General features: G+C 39.9%; 12 protein-coding genes. 11 read left to right on the top strand and 1 reads right to left on the bottom strand.

The genetic code is table 11. The annotated features are described in order from the left end of the window. Positions 1–178 precede the first annotated feature (178 nt). From C2869_RS02115 to C2869_RS02100, 4 genes are all read left to right on the top strand, one after another. Entirely contained in the window at positions 179–2,554 is a 2,376-nt protein-coding gene (locus tag C2869_RS02115; RefSeq protein WP_108601388.1) for a TonB-dependent receptor plug domain-containing protein, read from the top strand. Beyond that, a complete protein-coding gene (locus C2869_RS02110; protein ID WP_108601387.1) occupies positions 2,551–3,066 on the top strand; it encodes a YfiR family protein in 516 nt (171 codons plus the stop codon). The genes C2869_RS02115 and C2869_RS02110 overlap by 4 nt, the downstream gene beginning before the upstream one ends. A gap of 16 nt (positions 3,067–3,082) precedes the next feature. Then, on the top strand, positions 3,083–5,821 hold the full coding sequence (locus C2869_RS02105; protein ID WP_108601386.1) for a response regulator: 2,739 nt from the start codon (positions 3,083–3,085) through the stop codon (positions 5,819–5,821). A gap of 356 nt (positions 5,822–6,177) precedes the next feature. Further along, positions 6,178–9,447 carry a glycoside hydrolase family 2 TIM barrel-domain containing protein gene (locus C2869_RS02100; protein WP_108601385.1) on the top strand — a complete coding sequence of 1,090 codons (3,270 nt, stop codon included), beginning with the start codon at positions 6,178–6,180 and terminating at the stop codon, positions 9,445–9,447. A 430-nt stretch (positions 9,448–9,877) separates the two neighbouring features. On the opposite strand, the gene C2869_RS02090 is transcribed toward C2869_RS02100, so the two are convergent. Continuing rightward, positions 9,878–10,972 carry an alpha/beta hydrolase gene (locus C2869_RS02090; RefSeq protein ID WP_159083993.1) on the bottom strand — a complete coding sequence of 365 codons (1,095 nt, stop codon included), beginning with the start codon at positions 10,970–10,972 and terminating at the stop codon, positions 9,878–9,880. A gap of 229 nt (positions 10,973–11,201) precedes the next feature. On the opposite strand from C2869_RS02090, the gene C2869_RS02085 reads away from it, so the two are divergent. The 7 genes from C2869_RS02085 to C2869_RS02050 all read left to right on the top strand — a co-directional run bounded on the left by C2869_RS02085 (position 11,202) and on the right by C2869_RS02050 (position 24,372). After that, positions 11,202–11,759: a YiiX/YebB-like N1pC/P60 family cysteine hydrolase gene (locus C2869_RS02085; protein WP_108601382.1), complete on the top strand. Its 558-nt coding sequence runs from the start codon at positions 11,202–11,204 to the stop codon at positions 11,757–11,759. A 1,487-nt stretch (positions 11,760–13,246) separates the two neighbouring features. Further along, entirely contained in the window at positions 13,247–14,587 is a 1,341-nt protein-coding gene (locus C2869_RS02075; protein WP_108601380.1) for an RICIN domain-containing protein, read from the top strand. 220 nt (positions 14,588–14,807) lie between these two features. Further along, positions 14,808–17,297 carry an agarase gene (locus tag C2869_RS02070; protein WP_228710739.1) on the top strand — a complete coding sequence of 830 codons (2,490 nt, stop codon included), beginning with the start codon at positions 14,808–14,810 and terminating at the stop codon, positions 17,295–17,297. A gap of 765 nt (positions 17,298–18,062) precedes the next feature. After that, positions 18,063–19,475 (top strand): sulfatase-like hydrolase/transferase, encoded by a 1,413-nt coding sequence (locus C2869_RS02065; RefSeq protein WP_108601379.1) that lies wholly within the window; start codon positions 18,063–18,065, stop codon positions 19,473–19,475. A 33-nt stretch (positions 19,476–19,508) separates the two neighbouring features. Beyond that, on the top strand, positions 19,509–20,969 hold the full coding sequence (locus tag C2869_RS02060; RefSeq protein WP_108601378.1) for a sulfatase family protein: 1,461 nt from the start codon (positions 19,509–19,511) through the stop codon (positions 20,967–20,969). Positions 20,970–20,986: 17 nt separating this feature from the next. Continuing rightward, a complete protein-coding gene (locus tag C2869_RS02055; protein ID WP_108604923.1) occupies positions 20,987–22,384 on the top strand; it encodes a sulfatase family protein in 1,398 nt (465 codons plus the stop codon). Positions 22,385–22,662: 278 nt separating this feature from the next. After that, on the top strand, positions 22,663–24,372 hold the full coding sequence (locus C2869_RS02050; RefSeq protein ID WP_108601377.1) for an ATP-binding protein: 1,710 nt from the start codon (positions 22,663–22,665) through the stop codon (positions 24,370–24,372). Positions 24,373–24,791: the final 419 nt, after the last annotated feature.

Here is a 24,791-nt window from a genome sequence, read left to right as displayed (position 1 = left end):
ATTCTGTTACATAAAGTGTGTTGCAACGAGAAAATAAAACGACATTAAGTTAAAAGGCTTACAGTAGAGAAATATCTGTGACTAAGTACTTAAAAAGTAAACGTTAATTAATAAAAGATTCCACTTTCAATTTTCTATTTACCGCTATACTTCATATTACTCCGACTAGATTTTTGTAATGAGCGTAATTCATTTGAAAGCCTTTAAACTAATACAAAGTGTATTTGTGTTATTGGCCTTGCTTGAGCAGGCCTTGGCTAATGATGTGCAAACCTTGTCCTTGCAAGATTTATTAAATCAAAAAACCGAATTACATCAGTCGTCTACATCGGTTTCAGGCATTAGTGAATCAATTCAAGATGCCCCAGCGGCCATTATTGTTATTCGCCATAAAGACATAGAGCGAAAAGGCTACGCCAGCATTGACGAAATTCTGCAAGACATACCAGGGTTTGATACATCAATACCCAATGGCACAGTTTATTCCATCGCTTACCAACGCGGTTATCGCACCAACTGGACGCAACGTACGTTGGTGCTTATCGATGGTAAAGTAGACAACTCGCTCTGGACTCATTCAGCAATTATTTCTCGACAATTTCCACTTAATGCAATAGAACGGATTGAAGTCATATATGGGCCTGCGAGCGTGGTTTACGGTCCAAATGCATTTTTAGGTGTGATCAATATCATCACTAAAGATGCCAATAATATGTTAGCCGAGGATGATGTCTATGCCGAAATAGCCATTGAAAAGGGGAGTTTTAATACCCAAGGTATTGATTTAAGTACGGGTTTTAAATACGGCTTGTGGCATGGTTCACTGGGTTTACGTTTATTTAACAGTGATGAAGCGCACATTAATGATTTATCGCCTTGGGGGTATACGGATCCTGCGCTACTACAAGACCCGACAATATGGGGGCCAGGTATAGGCCAAGGTGTTGATCCAGTCACGAGTCGCACTAGTCCGCTAGGAGACATTAATGTCAACGGTGAGGTTGAACAAAGTGAGTTATTCAATGGCCAAGCATTAGGTCAGTATTTTGATCCGAGTTTTAATCGTGGGGTTTTGGCTAAACTAGCGTATGACAACTTGGCGATTGAGTATATTAATTGGCATACAGATGAAGGCTATGGGCCTTATTATTCTTTTGCTGATGCCCAGCCAAATGCTTCCTGGGTATATGGTTCAGAACAAGTGGCTATCACCCATCAGTGGCAATTGAGTAAACAGCTGGATATTAAATCACAATTTGTTTATCGCAATAGTCAGGTTGCAGGTGACTGGATAGAGTCTTATGGCACGGGGGTTAGTATTTCCAAATGGAACTCATACAGTGATGCTTGGCGTTTTGAACAAGAATATCAATATCGCTGGTCTCCTACTTTGATGGTATCTGGTGGTATTAAGTATGAACAAAAGCAACTGATGAAAGGCTATATGATTTGTAACTATTGGGCAAATTCAGGTATATGTCCTGCTCAAGGTGTTAATTCGGAAAGTGGCTTTACTTCAGATGGTTCCGGCGTGATCAATGTAAATGAAATTAGTTCCAATCATTACACAACATTATCACCAGATGCCCGTATAAGTGACAACCCTGATTTTAATACTTTCAAGACCCGTGATCAGGGTGTTTACGGTCAACTCATCTGGGATGTAGAGGATTGGCGCTTTAGCTTAGGTACACGATGGGATAACAATAGTTTATATAAAGAGCAGGTGAGTCCACGTTTAGCGGCGATTTATCATTATAGCCCTAAGCTGACATTTAAATGGATATACGGTGAAGCGTTTCAAGAGCCTGCTCCGGTTAATTTATATGGCGGCTGGAACGGTCGTATTAACAATGAAGGTTTAAAACCGGAAAAAGTCACTAATTTTGAATTTATTACTCAATATCAAACTCAGAGTTGGTTACACGATGTATCTTTATATGCATCTGAATACACTGATGTGATAGCCGATTCGTCTAATGTGCAAGGGCGCGATATTTGGGGGGTAGAATATAGAGGCCATTACCGATTTGCTAATCCTATCCCTCAAGCCGCAACCATTACTGGGCAAATATATTATACTTACACAGACACTCAGTCAGATATGCAATACGACAACCAGTTAGGGCAATGGCTAGAACAAAAAGCTGAAACCGGAGATATCGCGGCCAACAAAATAAGCTGGCATCTGAACTGGCCGTTATCACCACATTGGAATATCAATACCATTGTTAATTGGGTTGGTCGTAAAGCATTGTTCTCGCAAAACCCTTTACGCCAAGATTCAAATTCAAACCGAGAGCAAGATATTAAACTAGACAGCTATACCACCACAGATGTTACGCTAAGATACGACACTGAAGGAATAGACGTAGGTCTGAAAATCGAAAACCTATTTGAAACCGAATATTATTCGCCAGGTCCTGAAGGTGCTGGCGCTGGTGATAACTTTACTCAAGATGGCTTTATTCAAGACAATGATGGTTTTCATAATTCATTGCTGCCGCAATTAAAAACACGTACCGCTACTTTATTTGTCGAGGTGGAGCTATGATTGTGCTGCGCCGATTAATCGAGATTTTATTGCTAGGTGTTCTATTAACGAGTGAAAATAGTCAAGCCGAGCCGCTTCCTGCTGGATTAGTGGTACCTATCATGCTCAAACTGGTGTCGTTAGAAGATAATTTATCTCAACAAGATGAAATTACCATTCAAGTTATTGGCCGTGATGACGTTGCTGATATTGCTAAAGCGCGAGTCGGGTATGCGGTGGGTAATGCAAAACTTGGGGCTGTTACCATGGCAGATGGCATGCCGAAGACGGCTCCTGATGTGATTTTTGCCGCTAAATTGAGTGATGCAGCCCTTGCTCAACTAGTCGAATATTGTCGTCAGCATAATGTGGTTTTAATTGGTGAGCAACCAGAATTGATTAACAAAGGGTTAGCATTAGTTTTGTTTAATGACGAAGGTGTACCAGGAGTGTTACTGAATTTAGCTAAATCTAAGCAACATCAGTTACGCTGGCATCCAGATGTTCTAAACGTTGTTACAGTTGTCGATTAAATTAGGATAATTTTACATGGCGACTGATCTTATACCGAATACACATACGGGCCGCAGGCTGGCAATTATTGCCACCATTCTGGCAATACCTCTATTTTTGTTAACCTGTTATCAAGTCAGTTCGGTAACGCAATCGGTTAATGTGCGGCTTCACGCATTAAATAAACTGGATAAGTTAACTCAGTATGAAGGCTTGCAGTATGATTTTTTATCTTTACTCTACAGTCGAGATGTCGCTCAGGTACAACAAGACAAAGCCTTGCGTGAAGTTTGGTTGCAATTAACTAACCGCTTTCCAACTCCTGATAAGCAAACAACAACTCAATTAAATCAGACGTTGGATACAAGGTTAAGTAACACGACGTACAATAATTTCCAGCTTGAGATCCAGATTGAAAAAACAGTCGAACCGGTATACCAGCAAATTGCTTATCAAACTGATCCTGTGTTGGCTGATGTCCAAACAGGGGCATTTTCCTTAATATTTTCTGATTATCGAACCTTGCTAACGTCACATTTTATTAATGTGAATGAATTTTTGGCATTGATGGCCAATCCACAAGGACTATCCAATGAAGGATTAAAACGACTTAAACGCCAGCTTAGTGAATTTTCTGCTATGCGTAAGGAGTTTATTAATAAAAGCCAAAACAGTCTGGTTTTTAACAATCCTCAAGCAAGGGAAAATTTAAATAACTTTAATCAACATTTTAGCGATTTCGAATGGCTATTAAATAAAGAGCTCAAAACGTTAGAGCAGTTACTTTTTTTCGATATATTAAGCACAAAAGTGGACCCAGTTGAACCAAGTCACCGCTTAGCCGTGATCACGACACATGCGCAAAAACTCACTTTGCAGGCCTTTCAGTTAACCGATAGGGTACTGGCGGAAATTTCTCAGCAAGCGCAAAAAGAACTGGTTGAATTACAATGGCAACGTAATTTTGTTATTGGTTTAGTGTTATTTGCCAGCTTGTTAGCGCTAATGCTTGGCTATTACGTGACCAAAAGCGTTCAAGCGACCCAACGCCAGTGGCAGCTACAGCATAAAGAGTTAGAGGCAATCGTTCAGCAGCGAACGCGAGATATCGAGTTTGCTAAACAAAAAGCGGAAGCCGCCAACGAGCACGCCCAGCAATTAAATGCGGATTTGGCCGTGCAAATTAATAAAACCAACTCAATGGCAGAACAAGCTCAAGCGGCTAGCCAAGCTAAAAGTCAATTTTTGGCTAATATGAGCCATGAAATTCGCACGCCAATGAATGGTATTATCGGCTTGACTGAATTGGCATTGGAAGAGACAGATGCTGATAAGCAAACTGACTACATTACCAAGGCTCATCAGTCAGCTAATTCACTGTTAGGGATTATCAACGATATTTTAGATTTTTCTAAAATTGAAGCGGGAAAATTAGAGCTTGAACATACTGAATTTTCGTTAACCAGTTTGTTTAACGAAATAACAGCCACTATCAAATTAAAGGCAGAAAAAAAGCAGCTAGGTTTAAATTATCGCATTGACCCGAGTATTCCTAACACCTTAGTGGGTGACCCATTAAGGTTAAAACAAATTTTGTTAAATTTATTAGGTAACGCTATCAAATTTACTAGCCAAGGTTATATTGAGGTGGGTTGCCGTTGTATTAATAATCAACAACAAGATCGTATCCATTTGGGCTTTTATGTAACCGATTCAGGAGTTGGTATTGCTAAGGACAAGCAAGCGCAATTGTTTGATGCGTTTACACAAGCTGATACATCTACCACCCGCAAGTTTGGCGGAACAGGCTTGGGGTTAGCTATATCGTCTAAGCTGGCTAATTTGATGCAAGGGCAATTGAGTGTGGACAGTGAGCTAGGTAAAGGTGCAACGTTTTCTTTTGATTGCTTACTGCAAGCGCCAACGCCAAGTACGCTAACACCAAGTACGCTAACTCCAAGTGAAAACAAAGCTAAATGGTCCATACCTTTTACTGAGGTTGTTTATGTAGGGCAAGATATAAGGTTAGCGTCCAGTATTGAAGATTGGTGCGAGTATTACCAACTCAATTTTAGTCAAACCACAGAGCGACCAACTGCATCAGACAAAAAATTAATATACCTTGTTGATCAATCTTGGTTGCTTTTACAAACTGAAAATATACAAATTAGATCAACCCAAAGTGTAGTTGTGCTGTTGCAAGATCTTATTATCCCGCAATCTCAGGTTAAACCCGTTTCGTTAAATGCGACGTTTAATTTAGATAAACCTTTTATTGGCGAGAACTTACGTCAGGTATTAAAACGGCACGCGTTGCAACAACAATGGAGTAGCGAAATTGATCAAAAAAACAAGGATACGGTTAGCGAAATCGGCCGTAAAGATAAAGACTCGTCAGACAGTATGTTGGCCTCTGCTCATATTTTGTTGGTAGAAGATAACGAGATAAATCAGCAAATAGCCCAAGTTATGTTGCAAATGGCCGGCGCTGAAGTGGATATTGCCAGCAATGGGTTAGACGCGGTAGAAAAAGTAAAACTCGGCCAATATGATTTGGTATTAATGGATATTCAAATGCCGGTAATGGACGGTTTGCAAGCGACGCAGCAGATCCGCGGGATCCCAGATAAACGTAGCATTCCTATAGTGGCCATGACAGCAAATGCGATGGAAGGTGATAGAGAAATGTGCCTAAATGCCCAAATGGATGACTATTTGACCAAGCCAATTAATCGTGAACATATGTTGAAAGTCATCAAACAGTATATCGCTTAGTTCTTTCCAAGTGACTTCCCTAATCAGTTCTAAATGATTTTCCTATTTATTGAAATAAAAAAGTTAACCAATCTTATCTTTTACATTAATAACAATTATTTGATTTTAACTGTCATTTGTATACAATCTTGAGCAAATATAATAAATGTTATTTTTATATAAATTGTACGTGATTTCGCCGTACGATATATAAAAAACTAACAATAACTATAGTCAAATAGTCAAAGCGATCAGGTTTTAGGGGAAGCCGTCTAGCTTCGAGACCCCATGAGCATATGCTCTACTATGTGATTGGGGTGAGTAAGCGCAGACAATGAACCATAAGACCTGAGCGAGAAGACTATATAGGTATGTTCATGAAGTTTAAAATAATAGCGCTAACTTGCTTTGCCATGATTAGTGGTTGCTCATTAACTAACAACAATCAGTCTACAACCCGCAATTTAACTACCGATTATCAACAAAAAGATTGGGAATCGACCGAGGTTATTTCTCGCAATCGTTTACCGACGCGCGCAGCACCATATTCATACAGCAGCGTTTCAGCCGCTTTATCTTTAGATCGTGAAAAAAGTGATTATGTAAACTTAAACGGCGATTGGTTATTTCAATTTCAATATGATGATGAAAATATCGATCAGTCCTTTGTCGCGCAAGACTTTGACGCAAGCAATTGGAAAACTCTACCAGTGCCGTCAAGCGTTGAACTATTTGGTTACGATATTCCATTTTATACTAATACTCAGTTGCCATTTTACTCGGGTGGCGGCGCTAATCCGCTACCAAATACGACACCGTTAATTACCCGTGCAAACCCAGTTAGCAAATATATTCATTCGTTTAATGTGCCTAAAAATTGGCAAGATAAAGAGGTTATTTTACATTTTGGCGGTATTTCATCGGCATATTACGTGTGGGTTAATGGCCAAAAAGTGGGTTATAGCCAAGGTAGTCGTTTGCCAGCCGAATTTGATGTAACTGATTATGTTAAGCCAGGTAACAACAAACTCGCTTTACAAGTGATGCGCTGGAGTGATGGCAGTTATTTAGAAGGGCAAGACATGTGGAAACTCAGCGGTATTCACCGCGAAGTGTTACTACTGGCTCGTCCTAAAGTCGCCATACAAGACTTTTTTGCTCGACCTAAATTAAGCAATAACTATCAAACTGGGCATTTAATGGTTCGGCCATTTTTAACGGTTAGTGACAATAGCAAGTTAAAGGGCTGGCGATTAGACGCACAGTTATATCGCAATGGCAACGCTGTGCTAGCAAAAGCGGCATCAGTTAAGGCAAATATGATCATGCAGCAATATCCGCAGCGTGAAAATATCCAGTTTGATTTATTAAACTTAACGGTGGATAAACCGGCATTGTGGTCGGCTGAGCAACCTAACTTGTATACGCTAGTATTGTCTTTGATCAATGATAAAGGCGAGGTTGTTGAAGCCAAAAGCAGCCGAGTTGGCTTTAGAGATGTAAAAATCAACAGCGAGACAGGCGAGCTGTTAGTCAATGGTAAAAGTATCAAAATTATTGGTGCGAATCGTCACGACCATCATGCTATTCGCGGTAAAGCTTTAACGCGTGCGGATATGGAGAATGACGTTAAGTTAATGAAGCAATATAACTTTAATGCTGTGCGTACTGCGCATTACCCTAATGATCCGCATTTTCTTGATTTATGTGACGAGTACGGCCTGTACGTGATGGACGAGGCTAACGTAGAAAGTCATTTATTTGGTGGCCAGTTCTCGAACGATCCAATGTGGGTGCCAGCGATCATGGATCGTATTATGCGTATGGTACAAAGAGACAAAAACCACCCGTCTATTATTTCTTGGTCACTCGGTAATGAATCTGGTATGGGACCGGCTCACGCCGCTGCTGCTGGCTGGATAAAAGACTTTGATCCTAGCCGCTTTGTACATTATGAAGGTGCGCAAGGTGATCCTGAACATCCTGATTTTATTCAACCACCAAGAGGTTGGTATTGGGTACCAGAAACTATGGATGCCTTAGGGCGATTAACGCCTATGGCTAACCCTACTGATCCGACTTATGTTGATGTTATCAGCCGTATGTACCCAAGTGTGGACTATTTAAAAGGCTTATCGGATAGCCAATATATTAAGCGACCTATATTAATGTGTGAGTATGAACACGCTATGGGTAACTCATTAGGTAACTTAGATGAATTTTGGCAGTTAATTTGGCAACGTAAAGATTTGATTGGTGGTTATATTTGGGATTGGATGGATCAAGGGCTAGAGCATACCACTAAAGATGGCGTTAAATTTTTAGCTTATGGCGGTGATTTTGGCGACAAACCAAACTCTAAAGCCTTTAACCAAAACGGTATTGTTGATGCGTACGGTAATCCGTCGCCAGAATTGGAACATGCCAAGTATGTTTTTCAACCCGCGTGGTTTAACGCGGTTGATTTAGACCAAGGTAAAATTAAAGTCACTAACCGTTTGTTCCATACTAACTTGAATCAATATCAATTTGCTTGGCAGTTGTTTGCTGACGGAGACATTATCCAACAAGGGACTTTAGGCAAACTTGATATCGAACCGCAAGCGAGCAAGGTAATTAAGGTTAATATTAAGACGCCAAAAATTGATGCAGGTGTTCGCTATTGGTTAAGAATTTTTGCCAATACGACAACGGATTTTATTTGGGCTAAAGCCGGTCATGAAGTTGCCAAAGAAAAATTCGAAATGCCTTGGTACACAGCAACGCAAGCTGTAACGCCAACACTAGGTGATCTCGTTGTTAACGAATCGAATCAACATATCACTATTAGTCACTCGCAAGTTCAAGTGAAGTTTGATAAGCAACAAGGCGCTTTAGTTAAATATCAAGTGAATGGTAAAGACTTAATGGCTGCACCGTTAAAGGCTAACTTTTGGCGAGCTCAAACAGATAACGATAAAGGGGCTTGGAAGTCACATAATAAATTAGCATTTTGGAAAACGGCGGCAGAGCAATTAACCCTAGATGCTATTTCTTATCGTAAAACCCCACAGGGTGTTCGAGTAACAATTAAGCAAAGTGTGCAAGATAAAGTGAACTTTAATCACGAATATTTAGTGAGTGATAACGGTGAGGTGCGAGTCAATGTTGATTTCACAGCGGATAAATCGCTACCGCCACTAAAACGCCTAGGTATGCAAATGGGCGTAGCCAGTGCGTTAAGTGACGTAACTTACTACGGTCGAGGACCATTTGAAAATTATAGCGACAGAAATTCCAGTGCTGAAATTGCTGTTTACCAAGCGCAAGCTAATGATTTAATTTATCACTATATCGTGCCGCAAGAAAACGGTAACCGCACTGATGTTGATTGGTGGCAATTGGCTAGTCAGCAAGGTTATGGTTTGAAAGTGGATGGCAAGCAAGCTTTAAGTATGTCGGTGTGGCCATGGTCGCAGAAAAATTTAGACGAGGCATTACACACTTATGATCTGGTTGAACAGGGCTTCTATACACTTAACATTGATATGTTGCAATCGGGTGTAGGGGGCACAGACTCTTGGACAGCTTTAGGTGCACCATTAGATAAATATCGAGTGAAGCCGGGTAAACATAGCTATCAATTTACCCTTAAACCACTTCATTAATTAGTTTGGTAAACACAATAAGGGCAAGTTAATACTTGCCCTTTTTCTATTTTATCTCAGGTATGTTTTGTCATTAATTGTGGGCGAGCCTTTCTGCCAATGTCGTTAACTTAAGCCAACGTAGGTTGGTGCTGAGCTTGCGAAGCCCAACACAAGCAGCGGTTTTGTTGGGCTTCATTCTTCAGCCCAACCTACCAAAAATCGTTAACTTAATGGCATTGGCATTTATGCTTGCAGCACTGGCGCGTGAGATTAAAACGTTAAAACCATTGTACAAGGGCCGAATTGATTTCGGCTAACACATGGTTTGTCGATGTAAAATCACCCTTACACATTGCTGGAAGGTTATAAATTTAAACCGTTCTTAAGGTACTCGGTTTACAAAAACTTAGTGTAACAGCCCAAATTTTAATGCCTCCAATCTTAATGTTTACTGGCAAAAAGCTTTACGCGAACCTAATAGTTGCTGACAGGTAAATTGTTCTCTGTCGAGCGACAAATCATCACGGCTGCGGTTTTTTAACTTTATTGATGGTGCCTGTACTACATAATCTTGTCCGGCTTTTTTCGCATACAGCCATAAATATTTGGCATGCAAGGGAGAGTGGAAAAGCATATTGGTATTGATAGGGGCCTTATCGGCAAGTGTGTTGCGTACCCATATTGGCGGATCATCAGCGCTCATATGGCTTAACATGTCAACTTCATGTCGGTATTTTACAATATCCGGTTGATATAGCTGTTCGCTATTATTGATCCCATAAAATACAAAAAGTTGACTGGCACCCGGATACCAACTCAAAGGAATTGAGCGAATGATAGGGTAGTCTATATAGTCAGAAAACACCTCTTTTTGCCATTTAAATACATCATAACTGGCTTGTGTGGCATTGACGGCGGCGGCTTTAATTCGTGTCGATTGTTGGGCGATTGGATCTGAGCTAGTTGGCATTGCCATATCGTCTTTTACCGCAAGCCATAAACAGGTGCCAGCGCCAGCAGAGTGACCTTGGCAGGCGACGTTATCTTTTTGTAAATTAAGCTTTTGAGCAAAATGCCGTAATAACTGAATAGCGCGCATAACATCCTGCATTGAGCTTAAAACGCCATTGTGGCTTTGCTTTAAAAAACGATAGTTAACACTCGCGATAGAAATACCTTTGCTAAGAAAATAATTAACTCGATCAATATTTCTGTTTTTGTATAACGATGACTTGTCACCACGGGCAAAGCCACCACCATGAACATAGATCACCAAAGGCGTAGCCTGTTGATTTTGTTGTTTACTATGCGCGAGTAAAATGTCTAGTTGTTGCCTTGGGTGTTCACCATACTTAATAGCATAAGCTGCTCGTAGTTTGTTATTGTCTACTTTTTTCGGGGTTTTTAGTGGCTGAAGCGACAAAGATTGCCGGTATTGATTCGCGTTAATTTCAGGTTTTTGCGTTGGATTTTGCAAAGTGCAGGCGGCTAACAATAGGGTAATGCCTATACAGGCTGCGCGAATGAATTTTAGTTTTTGCAAAGTTAAATTTCTCTTAACCGAACTTTTTTCGATATTAATGCGCAGGTAGCAATTGCGCAAATACCATCTCACTAACTCAATCTTACTATAGCCAAAGCCTATAAGGTAAAAAGTATCGTCAACTAATACTGACAGTCTAACTATTGATGACTTTTAGCAAAGACGTTGTTACCGCTGCTGCTTGAGCTAAGTTTATTGATGTTTTCGTCAATTAAATGAGTTTGCTACCATGGATTTAAGCCAATTAACGCCCAAGCTAAAGTCGGGCGATATTATATTTACCTCGATCCCCAATGTGCTTTATCAAGCTATTGAACAAGCCACACAATCACCTACGTCACATGTTGGGTTAGTACTTAACATTAAAGGTCAATGGATGGTGGCAGAAAGTCGGGTGCCGTTGAGTTGCTATACGCCATTGGAAGCCTTTATTCATCGTTCAAAAAACCATTGGTTCAGTGTTAAGCGCTTGCCGCAAACGCTATCAGCCAGTGAAATTGCCACTATGCAGCAATACTGCGAGCAACATTTAAATGAATGGTATGGATTAGGTTTTAACTATGATTCAGACAAACAGTTTTGCTCTAAATTTGTGTTTGATGCCTACCGAACCGCGTTGCATGTTGATATTGGACAGCTAAAAACCTTTGAACAACTGTTGACTGAAAACCCTAATACGCCGCTATTATTTTGGAAACTTTGGTTTTTAGGCTGTATTCCTTGGCATCGCCAAACCATTACCCCACAAAGTATGTACCTTGATCCCAAGTTGTTAGATGTTGCTTAAATTCATTATCAGCTATTCCTTTCGACTTTGCTTACTTTGTGTATTAATGCTCTTCAAAGCTTGGGAGATTAGACGTTGATTGATAAAATTCTGCAGGCTATATCAATATTAATGAGGTATCATGAAAGTTACATTGTGATAGTAACTTTTTCATTTTTATATACAGCATTTATTAAAGACATGGATTTATTGATGCGTATTAGAAGTTATCAATAGCGTGTCATGTTACTTTACAGAATTGAAATTTTAACAGTTTTTATAGAACTAATTACTGGAAATAACTTTGAATTTATGTTGGAAGTGTTTAAATAGAATACCGTTTTTTCACCGTTTAAAAGTGAATGCAAAAAACAAAATATATTTAGCATGTCCACATTGTAAAAGTGAATTGATCAACCATACTCACTACTTTTTTCACGTATTATTTTGCTCTGCAATATTTGCGGTTCCTTATTTACTTGGATTTTCTATCTTTGAAAACCAAGTAATCGAGTTTATTTTTTGGGGTATTGTTGCAAGCTGCATTCACTATTTATTTTTACCAATTAAGTCTGTGAGATGGGGATAAGACACCTAATTATAGGTACTTTTGTAGTAACTGTTATCTTTTCTATATTCGGTTGGAACTTTAACTTTATTGCTATGGCTCCAGCCGTTTTGATTTACGTTTACCTTGGGAACTATGATAAACACGGAGCCTCAGCTAAAAAATTTTTAATTGATTCAACTATTCCAAATGTTGTGGCCTCAATTCTAATGAGCATTGAGTTGCGAAGCTATATTGACATGACGATCTTAATGCATAGCGTCAGCTTAGTGATATTTTTGGGTGGCTTAACGGCTATCTGCTACCTAATGTATTGCACCGCTTTTTTGTTACATAAGTAATTTTGTCGAAAGTTATATGTTATTTAAGAGTTTTGACATAATCCAGTAGATTATGATTCTTCAAGTTGTAGTTTTATTAATTGAGTGTGTCTTGTTGATTTCAATTATCGTCGCTCTCTTGACAGGAAAGGTCTTTATGAAAGGACACTTTATTCATAAAAAAAGAAAGTAATGAATATTGGGTGGCGTTAATTACACAAATAATAATTCTTATATTATTTATGTATTTTATTAATCCTCTGGAATTGATAGACCAATTAATCAATATAGTTTCTTAATTCTTGTCTATGTGACTTCTGTTGGGGAATGAATTTCCCCCCTCGTATTTACACTGTCTCCCGTAGAGAGTTGACAATTATAAATATCTTTCCAGCCGAGTGTTTACACTCGGTATGTTTGAACCTGTCTTAACTAATCTATTCACTTGCTTGTTACCCCCTTATTTATTTTTTAGAACATAATAATCTCAATTAGCGAAATATAGCATTAAGAGATAATGGTAATAGTTAACAATAAACTATATGTTATTTACTAGCATGAAATTGTTATTTCATGTGTGAAAAGGAAATGCAATACAAAATATAATTGAGGAAAAAATAATGAAAAAACTCGCACTATTAGCCATTAGCTCTGTCTTTTCAACATCGGGTATCGCAGCAGACTGGGATGGCATTCCAGTTCCTGCTTCAGCTGGTGCTGGTAAAACTTGGCAGTTACAAGACAGTTATTCAGACTCGTTTAACTATACGGGTAAACCATCAAGTTTTACCAATAAATGGAAAGATACTTATTTTAACGGTTGGACAGGCCCAGGTTTAACGCATTGGTCTAGTTCAGAATCTTGGGTGTCGGACGGTAATTTGATTATTAGCGCATCACGACGCCAAGGAACCAATAAAGTGAATGCTGGCGTGATCACATCAAAAACCAAAGTGAAATACCCCATATTTATGGAAGCGCGGATCAAGGTGAGTAATTTAGAGTTATCATCAAACTTTTGGTTACTGAGTGAAAATGATGAGCGTGAAATCGATATTCTTGAAGTCTATGGCGGGGCTTCAGATACTTGGTTTGCGAAAAATATGTCGACAAACTTCCACGTTTTTTTCCGTAACAATCAAACCAATGCCATCATTAGTGATTTTAACGACCAAACCCATAATACCCCTCCTTGGGGCACCTATTGGCGAGATGGCTTCCATCGTTTTGGGGCATACTGGAAAAGCCCAACAGAAGTGACGTTTTATATTAATGGTCAGCAAACGTCTGATGGTTCTTGGGCGCAAGCGGTAATGAAAGATAAAGATTATACCGGCGCAATCTTGGACAAGAGCCAATACAACATGGATGAAGAAATGTTCATCATTCTCGATACGGAAGATCATGATTGGCGTTCTAACCAAGGTATTGTTGCGTCCGATGCTGATTTAGCAAATGGTAACAAAAATAAAATGTATGTTGATTGGATCCGTGTTTACAAGCCAGTTGCGACAGGAGGCGGAGTCACTGTGCCAGGCGGTTTTAACAATCTACAAGCTAAGCATTCCAATAAGTGTATTGACGTGGCTAATGGAGCAATGACCAATGGCACAACGTATCATCAATGGGGTTGCAGTACGGCTAATGTTAACCAAGGATTTAAGCTAGTTAATCGCGGCAACAATGAATATACCATTCAATCTGAGCGCAGCGGTTTGTGCTTAGAATTAGCTAACGGCAGTACAGCCAATGGTGCAACTATTCATCAATGGGTGTGTAATGCAGCGAATAATAACCAGCGCTGGACTCTACACGATAAAGGCGATGATTATTTTGAGATACATAATAAAGTTAGTGGTAAATGTGTTGATGTAGCAGGGCAGTCAACCGATAACGGTGCAAATATTGTGCAATGGAATTGCTTCAATGGTAATAACCAGAGGTTTAAGTTTTTGCAGTAACGACTTTTTATTGAACTAATACCGACACACAAGCCGCGTTTAACGCGGCTTTTTCATTTTTTAATACTTAAATTAGTGGTTAACTAATGTTTATTTTTGTTAATAAAGGGTGTTGATTTTAATTAAATGTTAACAATATAATGTAAATCATAGCGTTTGGCGATTTAATAATAATTAGCGTCAACTGTTATTAATTAGCACAACAACACGAGAGAACCCTATGAAAATAAGAATGAATCAAATCGCGTTAGCGGTAGGTAAAGCTATTACGCTGAGTTTGTTAGCAAGCAATGCGATGGCCAATACGGTTGTTAAACAAGACACATCAGGTATGTGTTTTAATACGGCAAATGGTAGCGCTAACCCAGCTAATGGTACAGAGGTGGTGCTAAGCAGTAACTGTAGTGGTGGTGCAGCAGGCTTTAGTTGGACATCCGGCGGCAGTGTTAAACATATCGCGACGGGCAAATGTATTCATCCTGGGGGTTCAGCAACGCCAGACAATGGTCAAAAATTAGTATTGTGGGATGGATGTGATTTTGCTGATCGTGTGAAATTTGATGCAACATGGAACAGCAGCTTGCAGCATGTGTCGGGTGGAAAATGTGTTCATCCCAATGGTGGCTCAGCTAATCCGGCCGAAGGCACAGGGTTAGTGTTATGGGACGGTTGTAATGAAGATCGTCTTAAGTTTGTGCAAGCTAATCAAAGCACTGGTGGTGGTAATCCTAGTACGGGTGATGTTTCGGTTAACATCAACCTAGATATGAAACATGCGGTAGATTTGTTTGATCAGTTCGATCGTCGTAAATTTATTACGCTGCATGCCAGTCATACTGAAAATGACTGGTTTGGTGGCAATGCGCAAAGTTTAGGTGCGCCGAATGCCGACCCTAATTTAATGACCAATTTCCTTGAAGATTATGATGTTTACTTTGGTCGAGACACGGGTGGCATGGCTTATCACCTTACTCAATTGCCAGAAGATGCCAGCAAACAAGGTTACGCTAGCGCATCACATGCCACGACAAATGGTGGTAATGCAAAATGGTTGTATTCAGAAACCAATACCGCCAATGCTCAAGTTATGCGCTCGCATGCTCATCGCGACTCTGATCTGATTGTTGGTGCTCAGCAACATCCTTATTATCCTGACGGTACGACTATTAATGGTCAGAGTTGGTCATTCTCACAAACCGATACAACAGCTGAGCCATTAGGAACGGCCACTGGCGACTACATCTCGCAATATGTTTCTAAGTACTTTAATCAAGGACCGAATGATCCTTACGGGCAAAAAAAGCCAACCTATGTTGAAGTCATGAATGAACCCTTGTTCGAATTACATGATTATCCGCATGCGGGTTACAACGCTGAATCGATTCACGATATCTTCCGTATGCATAATTCGGTGGCCAATGTGGTGCGCGCCAATAATCCGGATGTGAAAATTGGCGGTTTTACTGTGGCATTCCCTGACTATGAAAAAGGCAGTTATATTTTCGAAAATTGGAATACCCGAGATAAATACTTTTTGGATTTAGCCGGAAATAATATGGATTTTATTTCAGTACATTTATATGACTTCCCTAATTTCCCACACAGCGATGGTTCAATTCACGAGCAGTACCGTAAAGGTAGTAATATTGAAGCGACCTTAGATTTACTTGAGAACTACATGGCTTATAAATGGGGAGCTATAAAACCTATTTTAGTTTCAGAGTATGGCTCACAATTACAAGGTTCGTTTGGTACACCTTGGTCACCAGAGCGAGACTGGCTATGTTTAAAAGCCATGAACTCGATGATCATGAACTTTATGGAGCGCCCAAACCGCATTGATAAAGCTATCCCATTTATACCCGTTAAAGCGGAATGGGGGCGGATCAGTGATTCTATTCCTTATTATTGGCGACTTATGCGCCAAGCCAAAGAGGGGGCAGGTGAAAGCGGCGACCAGTGGGTATATACCGAGCAAGTTAAGTTTTACCAATTATGGTCGGAAGTAAAAGGCACGCGGATCGACACTTGGGCAAGTGATTTAGATATTCAAGTTGACGCTTACGCTGACGGCAAAGATGTTTACGTTATTCTGAATAGCTTAGAGTTTGGCGCAACGGATGTTGATTTAAGCTTTTTAGGTGCATCGGGTAATAATGTCACTAACGTCAAAATTAAGCACTTATATCCAGATGGTTCGGGTAAACCAATTTTACAGGAATATAACCAAGCTGGTGTACCAAGCTCGATTACCTTAGGTGCAGAGTCCACCATGATCTTAAAAGTGAGCCATGCTAACAATGTGGTGATTGATCAGGTTAATCAAGAAACCAAGCATTATGGTAATAAAACGGTGCAATATATCAGTGCTAACGTGACTAACTACTTCAACATTAATGGCGTTAGTAAAGGTAATTATGGCGAAGCCATATTGCGCATTGGTGTTGGACGTAATCACGGCGCATCATTAACACCGACAGTCACAGTCAATGGTACATCAGTCAGTGTACCGACTGACTATCGTGGTTATGAACAACAGCACGGGGGTAAAGGTCGTGATCGCTTCTTTGGTGTGTTAGAAATTCCAGTGCCTTACGGATTATTGCAAACCAATAATAGTATAGGCGTTACCTTCCCTGATTCAGGCGGTAGTGTGAGTACAGTTACCTTGCAAAACTTTGCGCAAACTCGGGCGGTAACTCGCAATTAGTTAATCATGGTTTTTAATCGCTAACTCATTAAAAAGAGCCGTTAGGCTCTTTTTATCTTTGTAGACAAACATTTATGTTTGTGAGTCTGTAAATCAAACCCTAGAAACGTGTAACACAAGTACCTTTTCAATTTAATTTTGATTAGTTAAAAGCATTGGTGATCACTTTCACACTGAGCGCGAAGCAGTCGAAGTGTCGGTAAATTAGAAAGTAATAAGACTTCGACAAGCTCAGCCTGAAGTTGTTTATTTAATCTAAATATGGTTAAAAACATCACGAGTGATTCAACTGATCATTTCTTTATTGAAACACTACTAGGTGGTAGTGCTAAACTTATTTGTTAATGGTAACGTATTTTTAGAACGACTTTATCTGATTTTTTATCAATTTAAATGGGCTTTAACTTATTGATAAATATATAAAAATACTTTTTTAAAACTTTAAAAATAGGATATTGAAAGAACACTATCTCAACATTGTTGTAAAACTAGCAACTTAATTAACCATTAATATAGTCAAAGCGATCAGGTTTTAGGGGCAGGTTTCTAGTTCCAGACGAAACCTAAGTACCTACATCCATGTAGGCAAAGCCGTCAAGCTTCGAGACCCCATGAGCATATGCTCTATTATGTGATTGGGGCTGCCTAAATGGATTTAGGTAGTAGAACGACGCAGGAGCCAAAGTCGAGAGTAAGCGCAGACAATGAACCATAAGGCCTGAGCGAGAAGACTAAAATCTTATTAACCGATAAGGTCGCTAGTTGATGATACCGCCTCTATTTAAAAGAATATTTCTTGCCACTGTTTTGTTATGTGTTTGGCATAACAGCGCCTATGCCCAGTCAAAACCCAATATTTTACTGATTATTTCAGATGACGCTGGTTACCACGATTTTGGTTTTCACGGTAGTCAAACCATGTTAACCCCACGCTTAGATGATTTTGCGAAACAAAGCGTGCTTTTTGAGCAAGCTTATGTCACGGCGGCGGTATGTGGTCCTTCTCGCGCAGGGTTATTTACCGGTAAATATCAGCAGCGTTTTGGCTTTGAAGAAAATAACGTTCCAGGTTACATGAGTCAATCGGGGCAGACTGGCGATGAAATGGGGTTGCCATTCACAGAGTTAACCATTGCCGATCATATTCGTCAGTATGGTTACACAACCGCTTTATTTGGTAAATGGCATTTGGGTGATCATGATAAGTATCACCCAATGCGCCGTGGGTTTGATTACTTTTACGGTATGCGAACCGGTGCGCGTAGCTATTTTGCCTACACAGAAAAAGAATTAAACGAATATCCCAATAAACGATTAGAACGCGGTTTTGGTCAATTTAAAGAGCATGAAGGTTATTTTACCGATGTGTTAGTTAAAGAAACCAAACAGTTTATTAGTCAAAGTGTGCAAGCTAACATTCCGTTTTTTAGTGTATTGTCGTTAACATCAGTGCACACGCCAATGGAAGCAAAACCTGAAGATTTGGCAAGGTTTCCCAAATTAAGTGGCAAGCGGCAAATATTAGCTGCCATGACTTACAATATGGATCAACAATTGGGTTTACTGTTTGAACACCTCGATAAACTCAATATTACTGACAATACTCTAGTGGTTTTTGTCAATGACAATGGTGGACCAAGTGACACTAATTTGTCTAACAATTATCCACTGAGTGGAACAAAAGCTAATCATCTCGAAGGCGGTATTCGCGTACCTATGTTGTTGCGCTGGCCAAATAAAGTAAAGGGTAATACTCGTTTCTCACATCCAGTTAGTACCTTAGATTATTTTCCGACATTTTTGGCGGCTGCAGGGGCGAACGTGAATCAATTCGAGTATTTAGATGGGGTAGATTTACTGCCTTATTTAAATAAACAGCAACAACACCGCCCACATAAGACCTTGTTCTGGAAAAAAGAAAACCGCGCGGCTATCCGATATATGGATTGGAAACTATTACGTTTCCCTGATCGGCCGGCTGAGCTATATAACATTGCTAACGATATTTCTGAAAAACATAACTTAGCCAACAAAGAGCCTGAAATCGTTAAACAATTATACAAAAAATTGTTTGCTTGGGAGCTAACGCTTGAACGACCACTTTGGCAACTGAAAAGGGAATATGAAGGCAAAGCCATGCGCAGAATGGATAAATACCGCAATCCTAAGTTTGATTAATTCACCTTATTTTTTACGAATTGGAATAGTTACATGTTTTTATCCAGATTTTATAAAAGTGTTTTACTTGTGCTTACCCTACTTTTTCACTTTAGTGTTTTTGCAGATGAGCGCCCGAATATTGTAGTGATCTTAGCTGACGATTTAGGCTACAAAGATCTTGGTTTTACCGGTTCAAGCGAAATCAAAACACCGGTATTAGATAAATTGGCAAATGACGGCATTATTTTTGACAACGGTTATGTAACACACCCGTATTGCGGCCCTTCGCGAGCGGGGTTATTAACCGGCCGCTATCAAGCGCGCTTTGGTATGGAAAATAATGTTTCCTATTCGCCTTACGACAAATACATGGGGTTACCCTTAGATCAAACAACCTTTGCTAAGCGATTACAGCAAGTGGGTTACCACACGTCCATATTTGGAAAATGGCATTTAGGTGGTGCGCCGCATTTTCAACCGAATAAACGCGGGTTCGATTATTTTTACGGATTTTTAGATGGTGGCCACAATTATATGCCGGGCGAAGTTACGGTTGGCGGTAAGGGATATTTATTGCCGTTAATGCGCAATACCAAGGTGGCAGAATTTGATGAGTACCTAACCACAGCGCTGAGTAAAGATGCGGCACGTTATATTCAAAAGCAAACTCAAAAGCCTAAATCGCAGCCCTTTTTAATGTATTTATCTTATAACGCGCCGCATGCGCCTTTGCAGGCACCAAAGTCTTATATTGATAAATATAAGCACATTAAAAATAAAAAGCGTCGTATTTATGCTGCCATGATCGATGCCATGGATGAAGGTATTGGTTTGGTGGTCGAGTCATTAAAGCAAGCTGGGCAATTTGATAATACCTTGATCTTTTTCTTATCTGATAATGGCGGTGTATACCCTGAAGAGTGGATGCCCAATGCGAATTGGGCGGATAACTCGCCTTATCGTCGCGGTAAAGTGGCATTGTTGGAAGGCGGTATTAAAGTGCCATTTATTGCCCATTGGCCGAATAAAATTAAAAAAGGTCAGCGCTTTGATGGTTTAGTCTCTGCACTGGATATTGCCGCAACCTCTTTGGCTTTAGCGGGAGCAAAAGCACCTGCCAGTGAAATCGACGGGGTTAATTTATTGCCTTATGTTACCGGTCAGAAAAATGGTAGCCCACATCAGGCTTTATATTGGCGGTTAGAAGAGGCAAGTGATTTATGGGCCGTGCGCACCATGGAATCCAAGTACATGCGCCAAACCTTACCAGGAGTGGGTCGTAGCTTTTTCGATATGCAAAACGATCCAACCGAACAACACAATATTGTCGACCAATATCCGGCAAAACAAGCTGAACTGGCTGAGTTATGGAACCGTTGGAATAAGCACAATATCAACAGCGTTCTCGATCAGTCTTGGGAATACAAAAAAGTACGAGATGATTTTTACGATGATTTATATAAGCGTCGTCAGCAAGCCGCCCAAGAGCTCAAGCCCTACACAATACATTAATGAGAGACTCGTATTTTATGATTAAATTTTTAGTAATCATCAGTGCCTTAATGTCTGGTTTGGCGTTAGCGGCAAAACCTAACATTGTATTAATAATGGCTGATGACATGGGTTATGCTGACGCGGGTTTTACAGGGGCGACTGATATTAAAACGCCAAACTTGGACAGTCTAGCGGCCAATGGTGTGGTGTTTGAGCAAGGTTATGTGACCCATCCATTTTGTGGCCCAAGTAGAGCCGGTTTAATGGCTGGCCGTTATCAAGCAAGATTCGGTTTTGAGTCTAATCCAGCTTTAGACCGTGGCAATACTGTAATGGGGATAGATGTTAATGAAAAGCTCTTTCCCCAACGCCTGAAAGACGCCGGATATACCACAGGGTTAATCGGTAAATGGCACTTGGGTTCTTCTCACGTGTTTCATCCGAATAATCGTGGCTTTGATTATTTTTATGGCTTTTTAGGCGGTGGTCATGATTATTTCCGTATCGATATGACTAAGCCTTTATATGAAGGTTATTTAGACGGTTTAATGCGTAACGGCCAACCCGCAGGGTTCGAAGGGTATTTAACCACAGCATTAAGCCAAGATGCAGTGCAATTTATTGATACTCAGTCAAAGCAAGCTAATCCGTTTTTCTTATTTTTGTCTTACAATGCGCCACATGGTCCATTGCAAGCACCCAAAGCGGATATTGAACGTTATGCTCATATCAAAGATCCTAAACGTCGTGTTTATGCTGCCATGGTTGATGTCATGGATAGAGGCATAGGTGATGTTGTTCAAGCACTTAAACACAATCAAGTATTGGATAACACTTTAATATTTTTCTTAAGTGACAACGGTGGTCCGGTGCCAAATAAAGCTAATCCACGTGGTGGTAATGGTTCTTCTAACCAGCCATTTAAAGGCGGCAAAGGCAGTTTTTATGAAGGTGGCGTTCATGTGCCGTTTATTGCTCACTGGCCAAATAAAATTAAGCCTAACACGCGATATAGCAAGCCGATCAATTCGTTAGATATTGCAGCAACCTCGGTGGCACTAGCCAATGCCGATAAGACAGGCTTAGAAGGGGTAAACTTAATACCTTACGTTACGGGTAAAATGAGTTCAGCGCCTCATCAATACACCTTTTGGCGAGGCGGTGCCCATGTGGAAGATCGTTGGGGTATTGTTGATGCTGCGGGTAATAAACATTTGTATTTAGGGCGTGGTACGCAACCTGAGTTATATGATTTAAGCCGAGATAAAGCGGAATCTAACGACCTTGTAAAAGCACAGCCAGAGCTGGCGGATAAGCTATATTCACAATGGTTAGAGTGGAATAAAAACAATATTCCGCTGAATATGCATGGCTACAAAGACTATCATAAACTGAGAGACAATTTTTACAAAAGCGCGGTACCGAACAAATAGTAAAATTTTTCCCAGTTGAATTTGCCTAGAATAAATAACCACTGATTTTTAATTGGTGGTTATTTAATAAGCGTCGATAGACAGGTTATCTCATCTCTATAACTACAGATTCTTGCCAATTTTTCAATAAGTTTGCTACTGTACGTATAACAATATTCCGCAAATGCTGCTTCCTGTTGTTGGTTTGCTACTAACAATAAGAAAATTTAATGTGTAATTTTATTGGACTATTTCATTGTATTTCTTTAGATAAAGTGAAGCGCTAGGTTAACGATTTCATGCCGTTAGTTGATAACAGTCGTAAAAATGTCCGCCGTGATAATACGTTAGGCAAAATATCATATGCGCCGCGCGTAATTGGTTGTTTAATGATGGCAACCGTTTTATTCGTTGCCTTTTATCCAACGATACCTGTGTGGGTGGTTGTGGGTATTACGCTAAATTGTATTGTTTGGCCCCATCTTGCTCGTTTACATACCAAGCTTTTACCTGAAAAGCGTCCAGAGCATGTTAATCATTATATTGATGCGTTTTTCTATGGTTTCTGGAGCGCTGCGGTTGGCTTTCAATTATGGATAGTCTTTGCTTTTCTCATAGTTAACTCGCTAAACAGTTTTATCATTGGCGGTGTCAAAACTTATGTAAAATGTACCGTTATATTATTGATAGGTGGTGGGCTTGCAGGATTAGGTTTTGGCTTTGATTACCAACAAGAATCCTCTTTACTGACTAAAGTCATCGCTGCCTCTGCGATATACCTTTATTGCATAAACGTTGGGGTATTTAACCGCCAATACGCTAAAAAAATTAAGCGCTCGCGCGATAAAATCAAACTACAAAATCAAGAATTAGAAGAAGCCAAAGATAAAGCTGAATTGGGCTCAAAGGCTAAAAGTGAGTTTTTAGCTAATATGAGTCATGAAATCCGCACGCCAATGAATGGAATTTTAGGCACGCTACAAATATTAGAACGTGGTGCGCTAGATAAAGAAGGTAAGCATTTAGTCTCAAAAGCACTGTATTCGGCCAAATCATTATTAACCATAGTTAATGATATTTTGGATTTTTCTAAAATTGAAGCCAATAAACTCACCCTAGAATTGGCGCCGTTTTCTATGCTTGAAGTGCTGGAGTCAATTAAGTCTGATTTAAACGTTGTGGCGGTTAACAAATCGATATCTTTGCATGCTCAAGTACATGACGGTTTTATTGATGGCTGGCTAGGTGATCCAGTTAGGGTTAGGCAAATTTTGCTTAATCTAGCATCAAATGCAGTAAAATTTACCGAATCGGGCGGGGTAGACATTCATTTAAGATTGGCTGAACACAATGGCAAACCTGCTATTCAATTGGATGTAGTAGACACGGGGATTGGCATGAGCCAACAAGCGTTAGATCAAATTTTTGATCGCTTCAGCCAAGCTGATTCGTCAACCACCAGAAAATACGGCGGCACAGGCTTAGGTATGGCTATTACGGTTAACCTAGTTCATTTAATGCAAGGTCAAATTCAAATAAATAGCCAAGAAGGTCAGGGAACGCAAGCTCAAGTGATCTTGCCGTTACAACAGGAGGCGTTAAATTCATCGAATAGCAGCACAAAAGCCCCATCAGTTCCTGACCTACAAGGTATTAATATACTTGTCGCTGAAGATAATGAAATTAACCAAGTTATCATCAGTACTATGCTAGAAAAAACCCAAGCTAATATTGATATTGTAGGTAATGGTAAATTAGTGGTAGAGGCTTTTAATAATAAAGCTTACCACTTGGTACTTATGGATATTCAAATGCCTGTAATGGACGGTATGCAAGCTTATTTAAAAATAAATGAAATAAACCCCAATATTCCTGTGGTCGCATTAACAGCCAATATCATGACGGAAGATACGCAAAAGTATTTGTCGCTTGGCTTTGCGGACTTTGTAGGAAAACCATTAGATATTGAACATTTATATAAAACCCTCATAACCGTGCTAAAACACTGATATTTTAATTAATTTCCCAGTGTGTTTCAGGTCTTGTTATCGTCTTTTCGTTCAGGCTTTATGGTTCATTGCCATGCTAATTATTCCAACCTCATAATATTGGGTTGTGCTTATGGAGCTCCAAGCTGGATTGCATTTAGTTTTCGTTTAGAAATATGACCTGAATATCCTCACAATGAGTTTAGCGTTAATGTCTTTACTCAGCGTAATTTTTTCGCGCCTTAGTATTGCTAATTATCTCGTTTTTGTCGTGCCTACAGGCTGTCTGTTTCTTGAATACAAGTTTCAGAAGTGCTCTTATAGGTCAATGGGTTGAAATGTTATCACGGTGACTTAGGAAAATACCTTCGCCATCCTCGCTTAAGCAGGGGCGAAAGCAGGACTCCGTAGCTTTGCCTTTGCAAGAAAGGCGGTACTTT

This window comes from Saccharobesus litoralis (assembly GCF_003063625.1).
Classification (GTDB): domain Bacteria; phylum Pseudomonadota; class Gammaproteobacteria; order Enterobacterales; family Alteromonadaceae; genus Saccharobesus; species Saccharobesus litoralis.
The sequence above is the reverse complement of the archived record's forward strand: the minus strand, read 5'-3'. Positions and strand labels throughout refer to the sequence as shown.

What these genes read in the sequence shown, in the direction of transcription:
- C2869_RS02115 (WP_108601388.1), top strand. Translation starts at nt 179, where the DNA reads ATGAGCGTAATTCATTTGAAAGCCTTTAAACTAATACAAAGTGTATTT.
- C2869_RS02110 (WP_108601387.1), top strand. Translation starts at nt 2,551, where the DNA reads ATGATTGTGCTGCGCCGATTAATCGAGATTTTATTGCTAGGTGTTCTA.
- C2869_RS02105 (WP_108601386.1), top strand. Translation starts at nt 3,083, where the DNA reads ATGGCGACTGATCTTATACCGAATACACATACGGGCCGCAGGCTGGCA.
- C2869_RS02100 (WP_108601385.1), top strand. Translation starts at nt 6,178, where the DNA reads ATGAAGTTTAAAATAATAGCGCTAACTTGCTTTGCCATGATTAGTGGT.
- C2869_RS02085 (WP_108601382.1), top strand. Translation starts at nt 11,202, where the DNA reads ATGGATTTAAGCCAATTAACGCCCAAGCTAAAGTCGGGCGATATTATA.
- C2869_RS02075 (WP_108601380.1), top strand. Translation starts at nt 13,247, where the DNA reads ATGAAAAAACTCGCACTATTAGCCATTAGCTCTGTCTTTTCAACATCG.
- C2869_RS02070 (WP_228710739.1), top strand. Translation starts at nt 14,808, where the DNA reads ATGAAAATAAGAATGAATCAAATCGCGTTAGCGGTAGGTAAAGCTATT.
- C2869_RS02065 (WP_108601379.1), top strand. Translation starts at nt 18,063, where the DNA reads ATGATACCGCCTCTATTTAAAAGAATATTTCTTGCCACTGTTTTGTTA.
- C2869_RS02060 (WP_108601378.1), top strand. Translation starts at nt 19,509, where the DNA reads ATGTTTTTATCCAGATTTTATAAAAGTGTTTTACTTGTGCTTACCCTA.
- C2869_RS02055 (WP_108604923.1), top strand. Translation starts at nt 20,987, where the DNA reads ATGATTAAATTTTTAGTAATCATCAGTGCCTTAATGTCTGGTTTGGCG.
- C2869_RS02050 (WP_108601377.1), top strand. Translation starts at nt 22,663, where the DNA reads ATGCCGTTAGTTGATAACAGTCGTAAAAATGTCCGCCGTGATAATACG.